This is a genomic window from Streptomyces sp. NPDC005791, assembly GCF_042871485.1.
In the GTDB taxonomy this organism is placed as follows: Bacteria; Actinomycetota; Actinomycetes; order Streptomycetales; family Streptomycetaceae; genus Streptomyces.
The window spans coordinates 95,347-111,999 of record NZ_JBIAIP010000016.1 but is presented as its reverse complement, the minus strand read 5'-3'; the positions used below and the strand labels follow the sequence as shown (position 1 = coordinate 111,999).

At 69.8% G+C, this 16,653-nt stretch carries 19 protein-coding genes; 13 read left to right on the top strand and 6 right to left on the bottom strand.

Translation table 11 applies throughout. The features are described from left to right. The first annotated feature begins 111 nt into the window (after positions 1-111). Both ACFYSH_RS27825 and ACFYSH_RS27820 read left to right on the top strand, forming a co-directional pair. Complete coding sequence (locus ACFYSH_RS27825) at positions 112-1,065, top strand: helix-turn-helix transcriptional regulator (RefSeq protein ID WP_359473520.1); 954 nt, start codon at positions 112-114, stop codon at positions 1,063-1,065. Then, on the top strand, positions 1,002-1,208 hold the full coding sequence (locus ACFYSH_RS27820) for a DUF397 domain-containing protein (RefSeq protein ID WP_359473517.1): 207 nt from the start codon (positions 1,002-1,004) through the stop codon (positions 1,206-1,208). Before ACFYSH_RS27825 ends, ACFYSH_RS27820 begins: the two co-directional genes overlap by 64 nt. Here the strand turns inward: ACFYSH_RS27820 and ACFYSH_RS27815 are convergent. Then, positions 1,201-2,349, bottom strand: coding sequence for an 8-amino-7-oxononanoate synthase (locus ACFYSH_RS27815; protein ID WP_359473514.1), 1,149 nt, complete (start codon positions 2,347-2,349; stop codon positions 1,201-1,203). The two genes, ACFYSH_RS27820 and ACFYSH_RS27815, sit on opposite strands and share 8 nt — an antisense overlap. 143 nt (positions 2,350-2,492) lie before the next feature. Here ACFYSH_RS27815 and bioB point away from each other — a divergent pair, with 143 nt between their 5' ends. The 4 genes from bioB (at position 2,493) to ACFYSH_RS27795 (ending at position 6,413) form a co-directional block, all read left to right on the top strand. Further along, positions 2,493-3,656, top strand: a complete 1,164-nt coding sequence (bioB, locus tag ACFYSH_RS27810) for a biotin synthase BioB (protein ID WP_388756193.1) — start codon at positions 2,493-2,495, stop codon at positions 3,654-3,656. Continuing rightward, entirely contained in the window at positions 3,649-4,953 is a 1,305-nt protein-coding gene (locus tag ACFYSH_RS27805; protein ID WP_359473511.1) for an adenosylmethionine--8-amino-7-oxononanoate transaminase, read from the top strand. Before bioB ends, ACFYSH_RS27805 begins: the two co-directional genes overlap by 8 nt. 1 nt (position 4,954) lies before the next feature. Then, entirely contained in the window at positions 4,955-5,644 is a 690-nt protein-coding gene (bioD, locus tag ACFYSH_RS27800) for a dethiobiotin synthase (protein ID WP_359473508.1), read from the top strand. A gap of 73 nt (positions 5,645-5,717) precedes the next feature. Next, a complete protein-coding gene (locus tag ACFYSH_RS27795) occupies positions 5,718-6,413 on the top strand; it encodes a class I SAM-dependent methyltransferase (protein WP_359473505.1) in 696 nt (231 codons plus the stop codon). A 9-nt stretch (positions 6,414-6,422) separates the two neighbouring features. Here ACFYSH_RS27795 and ACFYSH_RS27790 read toward each other — a convergent pair whose 3' ends face one another. Together ACFYSH_RS27790 and ACFYSH_RS27785 are read right to left on the bottom strand one after the other, a co-directional pair. Continuing rightward, positions 6,423-6,794 carry a fic family toxin-antitoxin system, toxin component gene (locus ACFYSH_RS27790; RefSeq protein WP_359473502.1) on the bottom strand — a complete coding sequence of 124 codons (372 nt, stop codon included), beginning with the start codon at positions 6,792-6,794 and terminating at the stop codon, positions 6,423-6,425. Further along, positions 6,791-7,018, bottom strand: coding sequence for an antitoxin (locus tag ACFYSH_RS27785; RefSeq protein ID WP_359473499.1), 228 nt, complete (start codon positions 7,016-7,018; stop codon positions 6,791-6,793). Before ACFYSH_RS27785 ends, ACFYSH_RS27790 begins: the two co-directional genes overlap by 4 nt. Positions 7,019-7,151: 133 nt before the next feature. Here ACFYSH_RS27785 and ACFYSH_RS27780 point away from each other — a divergent pair, with 133 nt between their 5' ends. From ACFYSH_RS27780 to mug, 6 genes are all read left to right on the top strand, one after another. Continuing rightward, a complete protein-coding gene (locus ACFYSH_RS27780; RefSeq protein WP_388756090.1) occupies positions 7,152-7,409 on the top strand; it encodes a hypothetical protein in 258 nt (85 codons plus the stop codon). 209 nt (positions 7,410-7,618) lie between these two features. Continuing rightward, positions 7,619-8,956 carry a hemolysin family protein gene (locus ACFYSH_RS27775; RefSeq protein ID WP_359473493.1) on the top strand — a complete coding sequence of 446 codons (1,338 nt, stop codon included), beginning with the start codon at positions 7,619-7,621 and terminating at the stop codon, positions 8,954-8,956. After that, positions 8,953-9,972, top strand: a complete 1,020-nt coding sequence (locus tag ACFYSH_RS27770) for a hemolysin family protein (RefSeq protein WP_359473490.1) — start codon at positions 8,953-8,955, stop codon at positions 9,970-9,972. The genes ACFYSH_RS27775 and ACFYSH_RS27770 overlap by 4 nt, the downstream gene beginning before the upstream one ends. 113 nt (positions 9,973-10,085) lie before the next feature. Continuing rightward, on the top strand, positions 10,086-10,922 hold the full coding sequence (locus tag ACFYSH_RS27765) for an SGNH/GDSL hydrolase family protein (protein WP_359473470.1): 837 nt from the start codon (positions 10,086-10,088) through the stop codon (positions 10,920-10,922). Between the two features lie 111 nt (positions 10,923-11,033). After that, positions 11,034-12,476 carry an adenylosuccinate lyase gene (purB, locus tag ACFYSH_RS27760; protein WP_359473467.1) on the top strand — a complete coding sequence of 481 codons (1,443 nt, stop codon included), beginning with the start codon at positions 11,034-11,036 and terminating at the stop codon, positions 12,474-12,476. Between the two features lie 19 nt (positions 12,477-12,495). Beyond that, on the top strand, positions 12,496-13,044 hold the full coding sequence (mug, locus tag ACFYSH_RS27755) for a G/U mismatch-specific DNA glycosylase (protein ID WP_359473464.1): 549 nt from the start codon (positions 12,496-12,498) through the stop codon (positions 13,042-13,044). Positions 13,045-13,122: 78 nt separating this feature from the next. Here the strand turns inward: mug and ACFYSH_RS27750 are convergent, their stop codons facing one another. The 3 genes from ACFYSH_RS27750 to ACFYSH_RS27740 form a co-directional block, all read right to left on the bottom strand. Continuing rightward, on the bottom strand, positions 13,123-13,560 hold the full coding sequence (locus ACFYSH_RS27750; RefSeq protein ID WP_359473461.1) for a hypothetical protein: 438 nt from the start codon (positions 13,558-13,560) through the stop codon (positions 13,123-13,125). Positions 13,561-13,685: 125 nt separating this feature from the next. Further along, positions 13,686-14,429, bottom strand: a complete 744-nt coding sequence (locus tag ACFYSH_RS27745) for an ABC transporter permease (protein WP_359473458.1) — start codon at positions 14,427-14,429, stop codon at positions 13,686-13,688. Positions 14,430-14,434: 5 nt separating this feature from the next. Further along, positions 14,435-15,370 carry an ATP-binding cassette domain-containing protein gene (locus ACFYSH_RS27740; protein ID WP_388756085.1) on the bottom strand — a complete coding sequence of 312 codons (936 nt, stop codon included), beginning with the start codon at positions 15,368-15,370 and terminating at the stop codon, positions 14,435-14,437. A 108-nt stretch (positions 15,371-15,478) separates the two neighbouring features. Here ACFYSH_RS27740 and ACFYSH_RS27735 point away from each other — a divergent pair, with 108 nt between their 5' ends. Next, positions 15,479-16,651: a sensor histidine kinase gene (locus tag ACFYSH_RS27735; RefSeq protein WP_388756082.1), complete on the top strand. Its 1,173-nt coding sequence runs from the start codon at positions 15,479-15,481 to the stop codon at positions 16,649-16,651. Positions 16,652-16,653: the final 2 nt, after the last annotated feature.

The following is a 16,653-nucleotide window of genomic DNA, read 5'->3' as shown; positions in this document are numbered from 1 at the left end:
TGTCGCTCATTCCGGTGAACTCTGCTCCGCGGGCCGCGTACGGGCGCAACACTGGCCCCTCCCGAGCCGTGCCCGCCGGGGCGGCTCCTCGTACAACGGAAGGTGGGCGCCGTGCGGAACGGCCCTGTGGTGCGCCGTCGCAAGCTCGGTGAGGAGCTGCGCGGTCTGCGTCACTCCTCGGGACTCACGAGCCGGGACGCCGCCGGGATGTTGGGCTGGCATCAGTCGAAGGTGAGCCGGATCGAGACCGGGGCGAGCGGAGTGACGCCGGGTGACGTGACCCGGCTGCTGGACGCCTACGGCGTGGACGACCCGCAGTTGTGCGCGCTGCTGCAGAATCTCGCCGGTTCGGCCGGCGGCGGCGGAAGCGGGTGGTGGCACGCCTATCGCGGGCTCATCCCGCCGCAGTACCGCGACTTCATCAGCCTGGAGTCCCAGGCCGATGCCGCCCGCACGCTGGAGACCTCGGTCGTTCCCGGGCTGCTGCAGACCGCCGACTACGCGCGAGCGGTGACCCGCACCTCACTCGACGGGCTGCCGGTCGCACAGCTCGATTCCCTGGTGGAGGTCAGGCTCGCCAGGCAGGGCGTCCTCCACGCACCCCGGCCCTTGCGGCTCAGCGCCGTACTCGACGAGGCCGTACTACGGCGGCGGGTCGGCGGGCCCCGCGTCATGAAGGAGCAGCTGCACCATTTGACGCAGGTAGCTCAACTGCCTCACGTAACGCTCCAGTTGCTGCCGTTCGAAACCGGGAGCTACATCGGCCTCACAGGGCCTTTCGTTATTTTCTCTTTTCCGAACATCTCCGATCTGGATGTGGTCGTTCTTGACCATTTGATGAGTAGTCTCTATCTGGAGCGGAAAGAAGACCTCGAGGCGTACAGCTCGGCCTTCCGCACGATGCAGGCTCACGCGCTGTCGCCGGAGCGATCGCTGGACCTCATCGCCGCCCTAGGCCGCGGCGATCAGGCGGAACCTTCAGACTGCCCGAGGGGGGCACGATGTCCGACCGTCTCGCACGGCCCGCACCCAGGTGGCGGCGCAGCAGCCGCAGCACCGGGATGAACAACTGCGTGGAGACCGCGCCCCTGCCCGGCGATCAGCTCGCCGTTCGGGATTCCAAGGACACGGGCCTTCCGCCGCTGCGTTTCTCGGCGACGGCCTGGACGTCGTTCGTCGCCGGACTGCACGGTCGTCCGGTCAGCTGACCTGCCGGGGCGCCGTCGCGAGGACCGTACGCACGGCCGTGGCGATCTGTTCGCGCGCCAGGTCCGCCCGGGCGGTCAGCCGCAGCCTGGAGATTCCGTCCGGCACCGAGGGCGGCCGGAAACACCCCACGGCGAGCCCTGCCGCGCGGCAGTCGGCGGCCCACCGCACCGCCGACTCCGCCGAGGGCGCGCGGACCGACACGACGGCGGCGTCCGGGCGGACCGCGGTCAGCCCGGACGCCGTCAGCCGGCCGTGCAGTTCCGCGGCGACGGCCCCCGCCCTGGTCGCGCGTCCGGGTTCGCGGCGCAGCAGACGCAGGGCGCCAAGAGCCGCACCGACGGCGGCCGGTGCGAGACCGGTGTCGAAGATGAACGTACGAGCCGTGTTGACCAGGTGGCTGATGACCCGGGTGGAGCCGAGCACCGCTCCGCCCTGACTGCCGAGCGACTTGGAGAGGGTGAGCGTGGCGACGGTCCCTTCGCCACCCGCGAGTCCGGCGGCCTCCAGCGCGCCTCGTCCGCCCGTGCCCAGGACGCCCAGCCCGTGTGCGTCGTCCACGAGGAGAGCGGCGCCCGCGGCGCGGCAGACATCGGCGAGGGCGGCCAGCGGGGCCGCGTCGCCGTCCACGGAGAAGACGGAGTCGGTCACGGCCAGCGCGCGTCCGTCGTGCGAGTGGAGTGCCTTGCGCACCGCTTCGGGGTCAGCGTGCGGCACCACGGCCGTGGCGGCCCGGGAGAGCCTGCATCCGTCCACGATCGAGGCGTGGTTGCCGGCGTCGGACACGATCAGCGAGTCGTGTCCGGTGAGCGCCGTGAGGGCGGCGAGGTTGGCCGCGTAGCCGGAGGAGAAGACCAGGGCGGCTTCGAAACCACAGAAGGCCGCGAGTTCGCGTTCGAGTTCCGCGTGCAGTGCGGTGGATCCGGTGACGAGCCGCGAGCCGGTGGCCCCCGCACCCCATGTCCGTGCCGCCTCGGCCGCGGCGGTGGTGACCTCCGGGTGCCGGCTCAGACCGAGGTAGTCGTTGCTCGCGAGGTCCAGCAGTTCCGTCCCGGCGGGCCGGGGGCGCAGCGTCCGGACGAGTCCGGCGTCGGCACGGCGCCGGGCCTCGTCGTCGATCCAGTCGAACGGGGCGTAGGACATGGGCGGGTCCCTTTTGTAGGCAGCTCACAGACCCTAACCGGGTGCGCAACAGGCCAGGGTGTGGCAATACACACAGCATCGACCGGCTCTACTGTCCGGTTCCTCCTTGGCCGATGGCGGTGCCGTACGTCAGGATCAAGGCCATGGACCTGCTGAACACGCTGGTGGAAAAGGGGCTGCGGCGCGAACTGCCGACCCGTGACGAAGCGCTCGCCGTGCTGGCGACCTCCGACGACGAACTGCTCGACGTGGTGGCCGCGGCCGGAAAGGTGCGCCGCCAGTGGTTCGGCCGGCGCGTCAAACTCAACTACCTGGTGAACCTGAAGTCCGGTCTCTGCCCGGAGGACTGCTCCTACTGTTCGCAGCGGCTCGGCTCCAAGGCCGAGATCCTCAAGTACACCTGGCTGAAACCGGACGAGGCGAAGAAGGCCGCCGCCGCAGGGGTGGCGGGCGGCGCCAAGCGCGTGTGTCTGGTGGCCAGCGGCCGGGGGCCGACCGACCGTGACGTCGACCGGGTGTCGCAGACGATCGAGGCGATCAAGGAGCAGCACGAGGGCGTCGAGGTGTGCGCCTGCCTCGGCCTGCTCTCGGAAGGCCAGGCCGACCGCCTGAGGTCGGCGGGCGCCGACGCGTACAACCACAACCTCAACACCTCGGAGGGGACGTACGGGGACATCACGACCACACACACGTACGCCGACCGGGTGGACACCGTGCAGCAGGCCCAGGCCGCCGGGCTCTCGGCGTGCTCCGGTCTGATCGCGGGCATGGGCGAGGCGGACGCCGACCTGGTGGACGTGGTCTTCTCGCTGCGCGAGCTGGATCCGGACTCGGTGCCGGTGAACTTCCTGATTCCCATGGAGGGGACCCCGCTCGCGAAAAACTGGCACCTCACACCGCAGCGGTGCCTGCGGATCCTGGCGATGGTGCGGTTCGTCTGCCCGGACGTCGAGGTGCGGCTCGCGGGCGGTCGCGAGGTGCATCTGCGTTCGATGCAGCCGCTCGCCCTGCATCTGGTGAACTCCATCTTCCTGGGCGACTATCTGACCAGTGAGGGGCAGTCCGGACAGACCGACCTCGACATGATCGCGGACGCGGGCTTCGAGGTGGAGGGAGCGGCCACGACGACCCTCCCCGGGCACCGCGCGCAGACGGCAGGAGGTTGTGGTTCGCACGAGGGCGGCCACGCTCCGTGCGGCGACACCGCCGAGATCGCTCCTGAGCCGTCCGAAGGCCTGACGGCGCGTACCGATCTGGTGGCGATCCGCCGTCGTGGGGCCGGGACGGACCTCGCGCCCAATGCCTGATTCGCTCCGCCCTGCGGAACTCCTCGCCCTTGACCGGGCCCACGTCTGGCATCCCTACGGCCCGATGCCTGGCCGGCAGGAGCCGCTGGTCGTCGAGTCCGCCTCCGGGGTGCGTCTCCGGCTCGCGGAACCCGCGTGCGGCCGACGCGAGTTGGTGGACGGCATGTCGTCCTGGTGGTCGGCGGTCCACGGCTACAACCATCCGGTGCTCAACGAGGCCGCCCGCGGCCAGCTGGACCGGATGAGCCATGTGATGTTCGGTGGGCTCACGCACGAGCCCGCCGTCCGGCTGGCGACCCGGCTCGTGGAGATCACACCGGAGCCGCTGCGGCACGTCTTCCTCGCCGATTCGGGCTCGGTCTCCGTCGAGGTCGCGGTGAAGATGTGTCTGCAGTACTGGCGTTCGGCGGGGCGGCCCGCCAAGCACCGGCTGTTGACCTGGCGCGGCGGCTACCACGGGGACACCTGGCAGCCGATGTCGGTGTGCGACCCCGAGGGCGGGATGCACGAGCTGTGGTCGGGCTCCCTTCCCCGGCAGATCTTCGCGGACGCTCCGCCGGACGGCTTCGACGCCGAACCCGACGAGGCCTACGCACGGCATCTGCGTGAACTGATATCCACCCATGCCGGCGAGCTGGCGGCGGTGATCGTGGAGCCCGTGGTCCAGGGGGCGGGCGGCATGCGCTTCCACTCCCCCGCGTACCTACGGGTGCTCCGCGAGGCGTGCGACGCGAACGACGTGCTGCTGGTGTTCGACGAGATCGCGACGGGATTCGGCCGTACCGGGGAGTTGTTCGCGGCCGGACACGCCGGGGTGTCACCGGACGTGATGTGCGTCGGCAAGGCGCTGACCGGCGGCTATCTGACACTGGCGGCGACGCTGTGCACCTCGGAGGTCGCGCAGGGCATCTCGAGCGGGGACGTGCCGGTGCTGGCCCACGGGCCGACGTTCATGGGCAATCCACTCGCCTCGGCGGTGGCCTGCGCGTCCGTCGACCTCCTGCTGGGCCAGGACTGGGCGCTGGAGGTCGCGCGGATCGGCGAGGGGCTGCGGCAGGGGCTGGGAGAGGCGGCCGGTGTGCCGGGTGTGCGTGACGTCCGGGTGCTGGGCGCGATAGGAGTCGTACAGCTCGATCACGAGGTGGACATGGCGGCCGCGACACGGGCCGCGGTGCGTGAGGGCGTGTGGTTGCGCCCGTTCCGCGATCTCGTGTACACGATGCCGCCCTATGTGACCGGTGACGACGATGTGGCACGGATCTGCCGGGCCGTGTGCGCCGCGGCGAAGGAGGGCTGAGATGACGATCCTGGTGGTGACCGGTACGGGCACCGAGATCGGCAAGACGATCGTGACCTCGGCGGTGGCGGCCGCGTCCCGGGACCTCCGCGTCGCGGTGCTCAAGCCCGCCCAGACGGGCGTCGCCCCGGGCGAGCCAGGGGACGCCGCCGAGGTCGTGCGACTGGCGGGCGCCCATGTGACAGCGGTCGAACTGGCCCGTTATCCGGAACCGCTGGCGCCGGGGACCGCCGCGCGCCGCGCCGGGCTCGCCCCCGTACGGCCGTACGAGATCGCCGAGGCCGCCCAGAAGCTGGCGACGGAGCACGACCTGGTGCTGGTCGAGGGCGCGGGCGGGCTGCTCGTACGCTACGACGAGCAGGGGGCCACGCTCGCGGACGCGGCGCGGTTGCTGGCGGCGCCCGTGCTGGTGGTGGCACCAGCGGGCCTGGGGACGCTCAATGCCACCGCGCTGACGACGGAGGCGCTGCGGACGCGAGGGCTCGTGTGCCCCGGGGTGGTGGTGGGAAGCATGCCCGCGGAACCGGATCTGGCGTCGCGGTGCAACATCGACGACCTGCCGGTCGCGGCAGGCGCGCCCCTGCTGGGCGCGGTACCGGCCGGGGCGGGCACTTTGGAACCGGCGGACTTCCGGGCGCGGGCGGCGAGTTGGCTGGCGCCCGAGCTGGGCGGAAATCGTCCGGCCGGGTGAGCGGCTGAGCGGGCCCGTACGGGGAAGAATCCAAGGAGAGCCGTGTCCACGTGCCCTCCGAGGAGGCCCGATCATGCGACGGCGCAGCACATCTGTACCCGGGAACGCCGTACACCACCCGGTATTCGCCCGTTTCTACGCCCGGATGAGCGTGGTGGCCGACCTCAAGGGAGGTGTGGCGGCCCACCGCGACGAACTGCTCGCCGGTCTCTCCGGCCGTGTCATCGAGATCGGGGCGGGTAACGGTCTCAACTTCGCGCACTACCCCGGGGCCGTGTCCGAAGTGGTCGCGATCGAACCGGAGCGCAACCTGCGGCAGCTGGCGGCCGGTGCGGCGCTGCGCGCGGAGGTGCCGGTCGATGTGGTTCCGGGCACGGCCGAAGCACTGCCGGTCAAGAGCGAGGCGTTCGACGCGGCAGTGGCCTCGCTGGTCCTGTGCACGGTGCGGGATCTGCCACGCACCCTGGCGGAGATCAAGCGGGTGCTGAGGCCGGGAGGTGAACTGCGGTTCTTCGAGCACACCCTGGCTTCTGGCCGGGCGCTGGCGGCGGCGCAGCGGACAGCGGACCGCACTTTCTGGCCGCTCCTCTTCGGGGGCTGTCACACAGCGCGGGACACGGTCGCGGCGATCGAGGAAGCGGGTTTCGACCTGGGCGTGTACCGCCGCTTCCGTATTCCGGAGAAGGGTCCGCAGCTGCCGAGCTCCCCTTGTGTGCTGGGGGTGGCCCGTCGGTCCGCCGTGGTGGACCGTGCGGCGGAGCCGAGCTGAGGCCCCCGGTCACGAACTCCACCGGCGCAGCTCCTCGGCGATCGCCCGGACGTCGGCCTTGCCCTCCTTCACCAGACGGGCCAGATCGCGCACCTGCTCGGGAGAGGTGCTGACCTTCAGCCCGGAAGCGACGAGATAGCCGTAGGCGACGGCGGAGGCGAACATCGCGTTGGAGTGCTCGAGCGCGGGCACATGAAGGAGCAACTGCAGCATGGCGGCCGCCCGGGAGTGCGGGTCGCTGTAGACGGGGCTGCCGAAGATCTCCGCCTCGTGCCGACTGACAGCGGCGACGAGCGCACCCCAGTCGACGACCTGGGGATCCCCGGGCGTCTTGTGCTCGGCGACCATGAGCAGCCAGGAAAGGTCGATCTGCAGATTCAACGGGTGCCTTCGCGCTCCGGCCCGAACTCCTCGACGAACACCGACTCGTACTGCTTCATGAAGTCGGCCGCCGCCTCGACGAAGGTGTGTCCCACCTCGCCCGCATCCTGTTTGACGAGCTCTTCTATGTAGCGGTTCACGCTCATCCCCCGCTGCAGGGCGCGCTGCCGCGCCGCCTCGGCGGTGGCCTCGTCCACTCGAACGTTCAGCTGAGTCTTGGGCACTCCATCACGCTAGCGCGTGCACGCTAGCACTCGCAAGAGGAGCGGGGGGAGGACGGGGGCGGCGCGACGCACCCGACAGCGCCCGGCGCGAAACAGATCACCCTTCCCCCGAACGCTCTGATTGGCTCGGGCCATGACCGATCTCGATATCCGCTGCGCGGCCCTCTCCGACATCGACGACGTGCTGCGGTTCTGGCGCGAGGCCGCGGAGGGCGCCAGCATCACCGACGACCACGACGGGGTAGCCCGGCTGATCATGCGGGACCCTCAGGCCCTGCTCCTCGCGGAGCGCGACGGCCGGATCGCCGGGACCGTCATAGCACATCACGCGTGGGGCGCGGCTGGCTACCATCGTGAGGACCACTGGCGGCGCTGGGTCAGGTCCTTGTGACCATGCCCGGAACCGCCGAAAGCCGCTGACCGGCCGCGAGCCGGCTGCCCGTGCAGGGCATTTTGCCGATCCTTTACTATGTATTCTCGACCATCCAACCCTTTCGAAAGGTGTGAGCGTCCGCCCATGGGCGAGCCCCCCAGTAGTAGACACTGCCGACATCGCGCGAACCTTCTGCCCCTGCCCGATCATGGGACGGAGGTGAACCGATGACCGAAGTGCTCCTGCTCCTCGTGGCGCTCCTGCTCTCCCTCGCCTGCGGCGCGTTCGTGGCGGCCGAGTTCTCTTTGACCACCGTGGAGCGCGGCGACCTCGAACGGGCCGTCGAGCGAGGGGACCGCGGCGCGGCCGGAGCGCTCAAGGCCGTACGCAGCCTCACCTATCAGCTCTCCGGCGCCCAGCTCGGCATCACCGTCACCAACCTGGTCGTGGGCATGCTCTCCGAGCCGTCCATCTCCAAGCTGATCCAAGGCCCGGTGGAAGCGACCGGGCTGTCGCCCGCCGTGTCCTCCTCGCTGGCCCTCGTGATCGGCACAGCGCTGTCCACCGTGGTCCTGATGGTGGTCGGTGAGCTCGTCCCCAAGAACTGGGCGATCTCCTCCCCCCTGGCCGTCGCGCGTACGGTCGCCGCGCCGCAGCGCGCGTTCACGGCGGTCTTCCGGCCTTTCATCAGCCACCTCAACAACACGGCCAACCGGATCCTGCGGCGCTTCGGCCTCGAGCCGGCCGAGGAGCTCGCCTCCGCGCGCAGCCCGCAGGAACTGGTGGCCCTGGCGCGCCACTCCGCGAAGGAGGGGGCGCTGGAGGCGGACACCGCCGAGTTGTTCGTACGCACCCTCAACCTGTCCGAACTGACCGCGGAGAACGTGATGACGCCCCGCGTCCAGGTCACCGCCCTGGAGGTGCAGGCGACCGCCGAGGACGTCGCGAACGCCACCCGCGCGACCGGCCTCTCCCGGTTCCCCGTCTACCGCGGCAGCCTCGACACGGTCGTCGGCGTCGCGCACATCAAGGACGTGCTGGCCATTCCCGCGGACCAACGGCCCCGTAAACGCGTGTCGGACATGCTGCGCGAACCGCTGCTGGTACCGGAGACGCTCACCGTGGACCGGCTGCTGGACCGGCTCTCCGGAAAGCTGGCCATGGCCGTCGTCATCGATGAGTACGGCGGCACGGCGGGAGTCGTGACGCTGGAGGACATCGTGGAGGAAGTCGTCGGCGAGGTGCGGGACGAACACGACCCGCACGAGACCCCCGACCTGGCGGCCGCGGGTGAGGACGCGGACGGACGCACCCTGTGGTCCGCCGACGGAGCGGCCCGCACCGACCAGCTCCGGACCATCGGGCTGCGCGTGCCGGACGGACCGTACGAGACGCTGGCCGGGCTCATCGCCACCGAGGTCGGCCGTATTCCGGTGGTCGGCGACACCGTCGAGCTCACGGGCTGGCGGATCGACGTGGTGGACGCTTCGGGGCACCGCGCCGCGCGTGCGCTGCTGCACGCACCGCTGCCCGGCAGCGACGAGTCGGCGGAGGACGAACGATGATCGCCGTCCAGCTCTTCATCGGCTTGCTGACCCTGGTCGTCAACGCCTTCTTCGTCGGCGCGGAGTTCGCGCTGATCTCCGTACGACGCAGCCAGATCGAGCCCGAGGCCGAAGCCGGCAACCGGCGGGCCCGAAGTGTCATCTGGGGCCTGGAGCACGTGTCCGCGCTCCTCGCGGCGGCACAGCTGGGCATCACGCTCTGCACGCTGGTGCTGGGCATCGTCGCCGAACCCGCCATCGCGCACCTGCTGGAGCCCGTCTTCGACTCGGTGGGGGTGCCGCACGGACTGGTGCACCCGATCTCGTTCGTCATCGCCCTGACCGTGGCGACGTACCTGCACATGCTGCTGGGCGAGATGGTGCCGAAGAACATCGCACTGGCCGAGCCCGCCCGCACCGCGCTGCTGCTCGGACCGCCGCTGGTCACTCTCGCCAGGGCGCTCAAGCCGGTGATCTTCGCGATCAACGCCTTCGCGAACGCGCTGCTCAAGCTGTTGCGGGTCGAGACCAAGGACGAGGTCGCAGCGACCTTCTCCGACGACGAACTGGCACGCCTCGTCAAGGACGCGGAGGACTCCGGGCTCGTCGACGACCGCTCGGCGGACCGTCTGCGCCATGCGCTGGAACTGGGCCGCCGCCCGGTCCAGGAGGTGCTCCTCCCGGTCGACAGGGTGCTCTACACCAGGGTCGGTACGACCCCGGAGGAGCTGGAGCGGCTCTCGCACGAGTCCGGCTTCTCGCGCTTCCCGGTGATGGACAGCGAGCAGCGCATCATCGGGTACCTCCATGTGAAGGACGCCCTGGACGCCACACCGCGCGATCTGCCGTTCCCGGTGTCGGCTCTGCGGCCGATCGCCCGGGTGCGGGCGGCGACGCCGTTGGACGATGTGCTCACCGCGCTGCGCAGGAGCCGCACACATCTGGCTGCCGTGCTCGACGAGGACGGACGACTGGCAGGCATGATCACGATGGAGGACGTCCTGCGTGAGCTGGTGGGCAGGCCCCAGGCCCGCTGACAGCGGCTCCCGGCGCCGTGCGCGGAGGCGGGGCACGGCTGGAGCCGTGCCCCGCCTCCGCGCTCCGGCGGCCCGTGGCGGCGGGTCGCTGTCACGGTACGATCGGCAACGCCATGGAATTGAATGCCTCCTACACCAGTCTCGTCGCCGTCGGTGACTCGTTCACCGAGGGCATGTCGGATGTGCTGCCCGACGGTTCCTACCGCGGCTGGGCCGACGTCCTCGCCGCCCGTCTCGCGGCCCACACGCCCGGCTTCCGGTACGCCAATCTCGCCGTACGGGGAAAGCTCATCAGCCAGATCGTGGACGAGCAGGTCCCGGTCGCCGCCGCCCTGCAGCCGGATGTGATCACCCTCGTCGGCGGGCTCAACGACACCCTGCGGCCGAAGTGCGACATGGGCATGGTCCGTGGTCGACTGGAGGAGGCCGTGGAGCGTCTCGCACCGTCGTGCAAGACCCTGGTGCTGATGCGCAGCCCCGGGCGGAACGGCCCGGTGATGGAACGCTTCCGCCCGCGCATGGAGGAACTGTTCGCACTGGTCGGTGACCTGGCCGAGCGCCATGGCGCGCTGGTGACCGATCTGTACGGCGCGGCGTCGCTGGGCGATCCCCGGATGTGGGACGTCGACCGGCTGCACCTGACGGCCGAGGGCCACCGCCGGGTCGCGGAGGCGGTATGGCAGACGCTGGGGTTCCCCGCGGAGAGTGACTGGCAGACCCCCGTGCCCGCCACCGCGCCCGCACGGTGGAGGCAGCGGCGGATCGACGACGTCCGGTTCGCCCGGCAACACCTGCTGCCCTGGGTCGGCCGGCGCCTGACCGGGCGCTCTTCCGGCGACGGCCGGGCCGGCGCACAGTTCGACGCGGATCTGGGGAAAGCGTTCTGGATCACTCCTCAGGACGCTTCCTCCCCCGGACCGGTAACGGGCTGGCGCCGGCTGGACAGCTGATCAGCCCGGGGCACCAGGCACCGGGCACCGGGCACCGGGCAGATTCTCGCAGGAAGCCACAAACCGGCCCTCGGCGCGGACCTGCAGAAACCGCCAGTAGAATCCGGATACGTGACTGCTGTATCTGCGAAGCCTCGCATCCCCAATGTCCTGGCCGGCCGCTATGCCTCTACGGAGCTGGCCGTCCTCTGGTCCCCCGAGCAGAAGGTGAAGCTGGAACGTCAGCTGTGGCTGGCGGTGCTGCGCGCTCAGAAGGACCTCGGGATCGAGGTGCCCGACGCGGCGCCGGCCGACTACGAGCGCGTGATCGACCAGGTCGACCTCGCCTCGATCGCCGAGCGCGAGAAGGTCACCCGGCACGACGTGAAGGCCCGGATCGAGGAGTTCAACGCCCTCGCCGGCCATGAGCAGGTCCACAAGGGCATGACCTCCCGGGACCTCACCGAGAATGTCGAGCAGCTGCAGATCCGGCTGTCGCTGGAGCTGATGCGCGACCGTACGGTGGCGGTCCTGGCACGCCTGGGCAAGCTCGCGGCGGAGTACAGCGAGCTGGTCATCACGGGCCGTTCGCACAACGTCGCCGCGCAGGCGACGACGCTCGGCAAGCGCTTCGCGACCGCTGCGGACGAGCTGCTTGTGGCGTACGGGCGGCTTGAGGACCTGCTGGGCCGTTACCCGCTGCGCGGCATCAAGGGTCCCGTCGGCACGGCGCAGGACATGCTGGACCTCCTCGGTGGCGACGCGGGCAAGCTCGCGGATCTCGAGCAGCGCATCGCCGGGCACCTGGGTTTCGCGCACGCCTTCACCTCCGTGGGCCAGGTCTATCCCCGTTCCCTCGACTACGACGTGGTGACGGCGCTGGTGCAGCTGGCCGCCGCTCCCTCCTCGGTGGCCAAGACGATCCGGCTGATGGCCGGACACGAACTGGTGACGGAAGGCTTCAAGCCGGGCCAGGTCGGCTCGTCGGCGATGCCGCACAAGATGAACACCCGCTCCTGCGAGCGCGTCAACGGCCTGATGGTGATCCTGCGCGGCTACGCGTCGATGACGGGCGAGCTGGCGGGCGACCAGTGGAACGAGGGCGACGTGTCCTGTTCCGTGGTCCGCAGGGTCGCGCTCCCCGATGCCTTCTTCGCGTTCGACGGACTACTGGAAACCTTCCTCACCGTCCTCGACGAGTTCGGCGCCTTCCCCGCGGTCGTGGCGCGTGAGCTGGACCGCTACCTTCCCTTCCTCGCCACGACCAAAGTGCTGATGGCTTCGGTGCGGTCCGGGGTCGGACGCGAGATCGCGCACGAGGCCATCAAGGAGAACGCGGTCGCCTCGGCTCTCGCCATGCGGGAGCAGGGCGCCGAGCGCAACGAGCTGCTGGACAAGCTGGCCGCCGACGAGCGGATCCCGCTCGACCGCGGCGAACTCGATGCCCTGATGGCGGACAAGCTCTCGTTCACCGGTGCGGCGGGCGATCAGGTCACCGCTCTGGTCTCCAGGATCGAGGAGATCACCAAGCAGCATCCGGGAGCCGCCGCGTACACCCCCGGTTCCATCCTCTGACGGCCGGCTCCACTGCCGGATGACACCCGAAGAGCTTCAGGCCGCCCGCGATCGCGTCGTACCCGACGTGGTCGCGGGCGGCCTGCGCGTGCTGTTCTGCGGGATCAACCCGAGCCTCATGACTGCCGCCACGGGGCACCATTTCGCCCATCCTGGCAACCGGTTCTGGCCGGTGCTGCATCTGTCGGGCTTCACACCCCGGCAGTTGCAGCCTTCGGAACAGGGGCAGCTTCTCGGGTACGGCCTGGGCATCACCAATGTGGTGGCCAGGGCCACCGCGCGGGCAGATGAACTGGCCCCGGAGGAGTTCCGCGAGGGCGGGAAAGCGTTGTCGGCCAAGGTGGAAGAGCTGGGTCCACTGTGGCTGGCCGTCGTCGGTGTCACCGCGTATCGCACGGCCTTCGGCGATCGCCGTGCGCGGATCGGTCCGCAGGAGCGGACCATCGGCGGCGCCCGTGTCTGGGCGCTGCCCAACCCTAGCGGCCTGAACGCACACTGGACGGTGAGCACCATGGCCGGCGAGTACGCACGCCTGTCGGCGGCGGTCGACCGGGACGACGCCGGCTGAAAGCCCGCCGGCTTCCCGCCTTCGGCAGCAGCCGCTACGAGAACCGCTGCCGGCCGGGGTGCCGGCCGCCCTTGTCGCTCAGGGCGGGTCGACCACGGTGACCAGGACGCCCAACTCGCAGCCCGCCCCATGGGGATCCTGGTAGAGCACCACTGCGACCCACCGGCCTTCCGTACGCCAGATGTGAAGATATTCGCAGCTCGCGACTGGTTCGGCCCAGGGTTCCGCTATCACCTCCCCCGCCGCCATCCGTTCCTGGGCACTCCACAGGCTGACGACCTGTGGTTCGCCCCGGCGCAGCGTGAGCAGCGTGAGCAGAGCCTCGTGTGCGGCCAGGCATTGCACCCGGCGTTCCACGCGGTCCGCCCCGTCTCCGTCCTCGTGGCAGTCCTCCCCGATGAGCAGCGCCGTGTGGTAGCCAGGTCCGCTTATTCCCGAGCCCGACGGAACGCGCTCCGGGGGAAAGTCCCTGGTGCGCATCCCGTCGATGAGGCGGAGGTGATGTGCGGTGGTCATACCGTCAGTAAACCGCCCGCCACTGACACCTGGCTCCCCACCAGGCAGTCCGTCGCGCTTCCACGGTCCGGAGGCCGACCGTCGGACCGGCGGCACGCTGACCGTTCCCGTCTCGACTCCACGCCTCAGGCGTCCCGTTTCCGCATGGCCCCCCAGCCTGCGGCCAAGGCGACAGCCGCCCAACCTGCGGTGACCGACAATCCCGTCCACGGTCCGAGGCTTCCCTCATGCTGCCCGTGGAGCACCAACTGCCCGGCTCTGTCGGGGAAATACTGGGCGACGCCTCCCGCTATGTCTCCGACCACGAAGGAAACGATCAGAATGAAGGGGATGAGCAGACCGAGCACGGCGACCGCACTGCGCAGGACCGCCGCCAGGCCCGCTGCGAACAGAGCCATCAGAGCCAGGTAGACGCCACCACCGAACACAGCACGCAGGGCGCCCGGTTCTTCCAGACCAATCCTGTACTCACCCATGAAGAGCTGTCCCACCAAGAATGTGGTGAAGCTGGTGATCAGCCCCACGAGCAGGGCGAGGCCGCCCACCACCGCCATCTTCGCGACGTAGAAAAGGCTGCGGTTGGGGACTGCCGTGAGGGATATCCGCAGGGCTCCGTTCAGGAACTCGGACGAGAGGGCGGTCGCGCCAAAGCTGATGGCCGCGATCTGGCCGAAGTTGAGTGCGTAGAAAGCCGAGAAGAGAAGGTCGTTTCCCGGGTTCTCCGCCTCTGCCTGCCCGATGGTGGAGGAGACGAGCACCGTCACGGAGCAGGTGGCGGCGAAGACGGCGATGAGGGAACCGAAAACGGCCCGCACCGATCTGATTTTGATCCACTCGGAGTGCAGTACCGATGTCGTCGACATGGCCATGCTGGTCAGGCCTCCTTGTCGGCGGTGGACGACGTGGTGGCGGTGAATTCCGTCTCGGTCGCCGTGAGATCGAGGTAGGCCTCCTCCAACGTGACTTGTTTCTCGCGGAGTTCGAGAAGTGGAATGCCTTCGCAGGCGGCCAAGGAGCCGATTTCCTGCGCCGTGGCTCCGTCGACCGTCCATCGCCCGTCGTCACCCGGTGCCGGCTCGTACCCCTTCCGGATCAGTGCGTCGCGCAACCTCGTGAGTTCTGTCGTACGGAACCGGACACCGGGCCGGCTCCGGGAAGCGAGGAACTCCCGCATCGGCATGTCGACAAGGAGCCTCCCTTTACCGAGGACGACCAAGTGGTCGGCGAACGAAGAGGTCTCGTTCATCAGGTGGCTGGAGACCAGTACCGTACGGCCCTCACCGGCCAGCTTCCGCATCAGCTCACGGATCCAGACGATGCCTTCCGGATCCAGTCCGTTCGACGGCTCGTCCAGCATCAGCACCTCCGGATCACCGAGAAGCGCCGCGGCGATACCGAGCCGCTGACGCATCCCGAGCGAGAACGTCTTGATCCGCCGCCCGCCGGCCGAGCCGAGGCCGGCCTCGACGAGCACCTCGTCGATCCTGCTGCCCGCTATGCCGTTGCTGGTCGCGAGCGCGAGCAAGTGATGGCGGGCGGTGCGCGAGCCATGTGCCGCCTGAGGGTCGAGCAGTGCGCCGACACGGCGCAGTGGATTGCCCAGCGAGACATAGGGCTGTCCACCGATCGTGGCGGAACCGCCGGTCGCCCGGTCCAGGCCGAGAACCAGGCGCATGGTCGTGGACTTACCCGCGCCGTTGGGCCCGAGGAAGCCGGTCACCCGGCCGGGTCGTACGCTGAACGTGAGTCGGTCCACGGCGCGGGCGGATCCGTAGTCCTTGGTGATCTCATGCACGTCGATGCTGGTCATGACTCCAGCCTGGCCCCCCATTGCGGTGCGTGGCCTCCCCCGCCCGGGTGGGTCGTCTCCCCCTCCCGGGGGAGCCGTTGCCCGGCCCTGTCCTGGCACCATGGCCGCATGCGCCGCTTCTTCGCACTGCTGGGCAGGCCGACCACGTACAGTCGCTGGCTGCACCTGCTCATTCCGGCCGCCGTGGCCAGCGTGTGGTTGTTCATCTCCCCGAGCAAACCGTGGATGCCGTTCATCTTCGCGATACCTGTCGGGCTGCTTCCGGTGATGCGTCTGGGCGAAGGGGTCCAGGCACAGTTGCTCCTCACGCCCGAGCAGCGGAGCCGTCCCGACGCCGCGATCTCCGTCGGTCCTGCCACGACTTGGGCAGACCGCTGGCGCACCGTTGTCTGGCTGGAGGTCCGGCTGGTCCTCGCGGCAGTGGTGTGCTTCGCGACGGTCTGGCTGCCCGGCACGGCGGTCGATCTCGTGCGAGGCGCGTTCGGGACACATCCGAGCGATGTCTGGCTGGCCCGTGATGTCGGTCCCGGCTGGTGGTGCGCCCTGCTCGCACCTATGCCGATCCTGATGCTTCTCGGACTCGTCATCGCGTGCGGGGAAGCGGCCACGGCGGCAGCCCGCGGATTGCTGGGGCCGTCGCCGGCCGAGCGGATGACCGCGCTGGAGGAGCGCACCGAACAACTGCTGGAGCGCAACCGGATAGCGCGCGAGCTTCACGATTCGATCGGTCACGCGCTGACGGTCGCGGTGGTCCAGGCAGGAGCGGCCAGAACAGCGGGGAACCCGGAGTTCACCGCGCGGGCACTCGCCGCCATCGAGGAGACGGGCCGTAACGCGCTGGACGATCTGGAACGTGTCCTGCGTGTGCTGCGGGAGTCAGATGTTCCTGTCGGGGCACGGCCGACCCTGGTCGAAGCCGACCGGCTGCTGGAGTCGGCCCGCGGCTCCGGTGTGAAGCTCGAGGTGGAGATGACCGGGCCACTGGAGCTGGTCCCCGGCCCGGTGTCGCGCGAGGGGTACCGCATCTTGCAGGAGTCGCTCACCAATGTGCTGCGTCACGCCGGCGCCGTTCCCGTACGGGTGAGGATCCTCGTGGTGGAGGAAAGGCTGGAGCTGGAGGTGGCCAACCCGCTCGCAGGATCGCGGCGCGGTACGGGCGGTGGCAGCGGGCTCAGAGGCATGAGGGAGCGGGCCGCCCTGCTGGGCGGCAAGGCAAGAACCGGCCCGCACGAAGGGGAATGGAGAGTGCACGCGAGCCTCCCGCTGGACGGCATACGCTGACC

Bases quoted from the DNA above. Each gene is read 5' to 3' on its own strand.
- ACFYSH_RS27795 (WP_359473505.1), top strand. From the start codon at position 5,718: ATGCGACGGCGCAGCACATCTGTACCCGGGAACGCCGTACACCACCCG.
- bioD (WP_359473508.1), top strand. From the start codon at position 4,955: ATGACGATCCTGGTGGTGACCGGTACGGGCACCGAGATCGGCAAGACG.
- ACFYSH_RS27735 (WP_388756082.1), top strand. From the start codon at position 15,479: ATGCGCCGCTTCTTCGCACTGCTGGGCAGGCCGACCACGTACAGTCGC.
- ACFYSH_RS27770 (WP_359473490.1), top strand. From the start codon at position 8,953: ATGATCGCCGTCCAGCTCTTCATCGGCTTGCTGACCCTGGTCGTCAAC.
- ACFYSH_RS27820 (WP_359473517.1), top strand. From the start codon at position 1,002: ATGTCCGACCGTCTCGCACGGCCCGCACCCAGGTGGCGGCGCAGCAGC.
- mug (WP_359473464.1), top strand. From the start codon at position 12,496: ATGACACCCGAAGAGCTTCAGGCCGCCCGCGATCGCGTCGTACCCGAC.
- bioB (WP_388756193.1), top strand. From the start codon at position 2,493: ATGGACCTGCTGAACACGCTGGTGGAAAAGGGGCTGCGGCGCGAACTG.
- ACFYSH_RS27740 (WP_388756085.1), bottom strand. From the start codon at position 15,370: ATGACCAGCATCGACGTGCATGAGATCACCAAGGACTACGGATCCGCC.
- ACFYSH_RS27745 (WP_359473458.1), bottom strand. From the start codon at position 14,429: ATGGCCATGTCGACGACATCGGTACTGCACTCCGAGTGGATCAAAATC.
- ACFYSH_RS27815 (WP_359473514.1), bottom strand. From the start codon at position 2,349: ATGTCCTACGCCCCGTTCGACTGGATCGACGACGAGGCCCGGCGCCGT.
- ACFYSH_RS27765 (WP_359473470.1), top strand. From the start codon at position 10,086: ATGGAATTGAATGCCTCCTACACCAGTCTCGTCGCCGTCGGTGACTCG.
- ACFYSH_RS27750 (WP_359473461.1), bottom strand. From the start codon at position 13,560: ATGACCACCGCACATCACCTCCGCCTCATCGACGGGATGCGCACCAGG.
- ACFYSH_RS27805 (WP_359473511.1), top strand. From the start codon at position 3,649: ATGCCTGATTCGCTCCGCCCTGCGGAACTCCTCGCCCTTGACCGGGCC.
- ACFYSH_RS27780 (WP_388756090.1), top strand. From the start codon at position 7,152: ATGACCGATCTCGATATCCGCTGCGCGGCCCTCTCCGACATCGACGAC.
- ACFYSH_RS27775 (WP_359473493.1), top strand. From the start codon at position 7,619: ATGACCGAAGTGCTCCTGCTCCTCGTGGCGCTCCTGCTCTCCCTCGCC.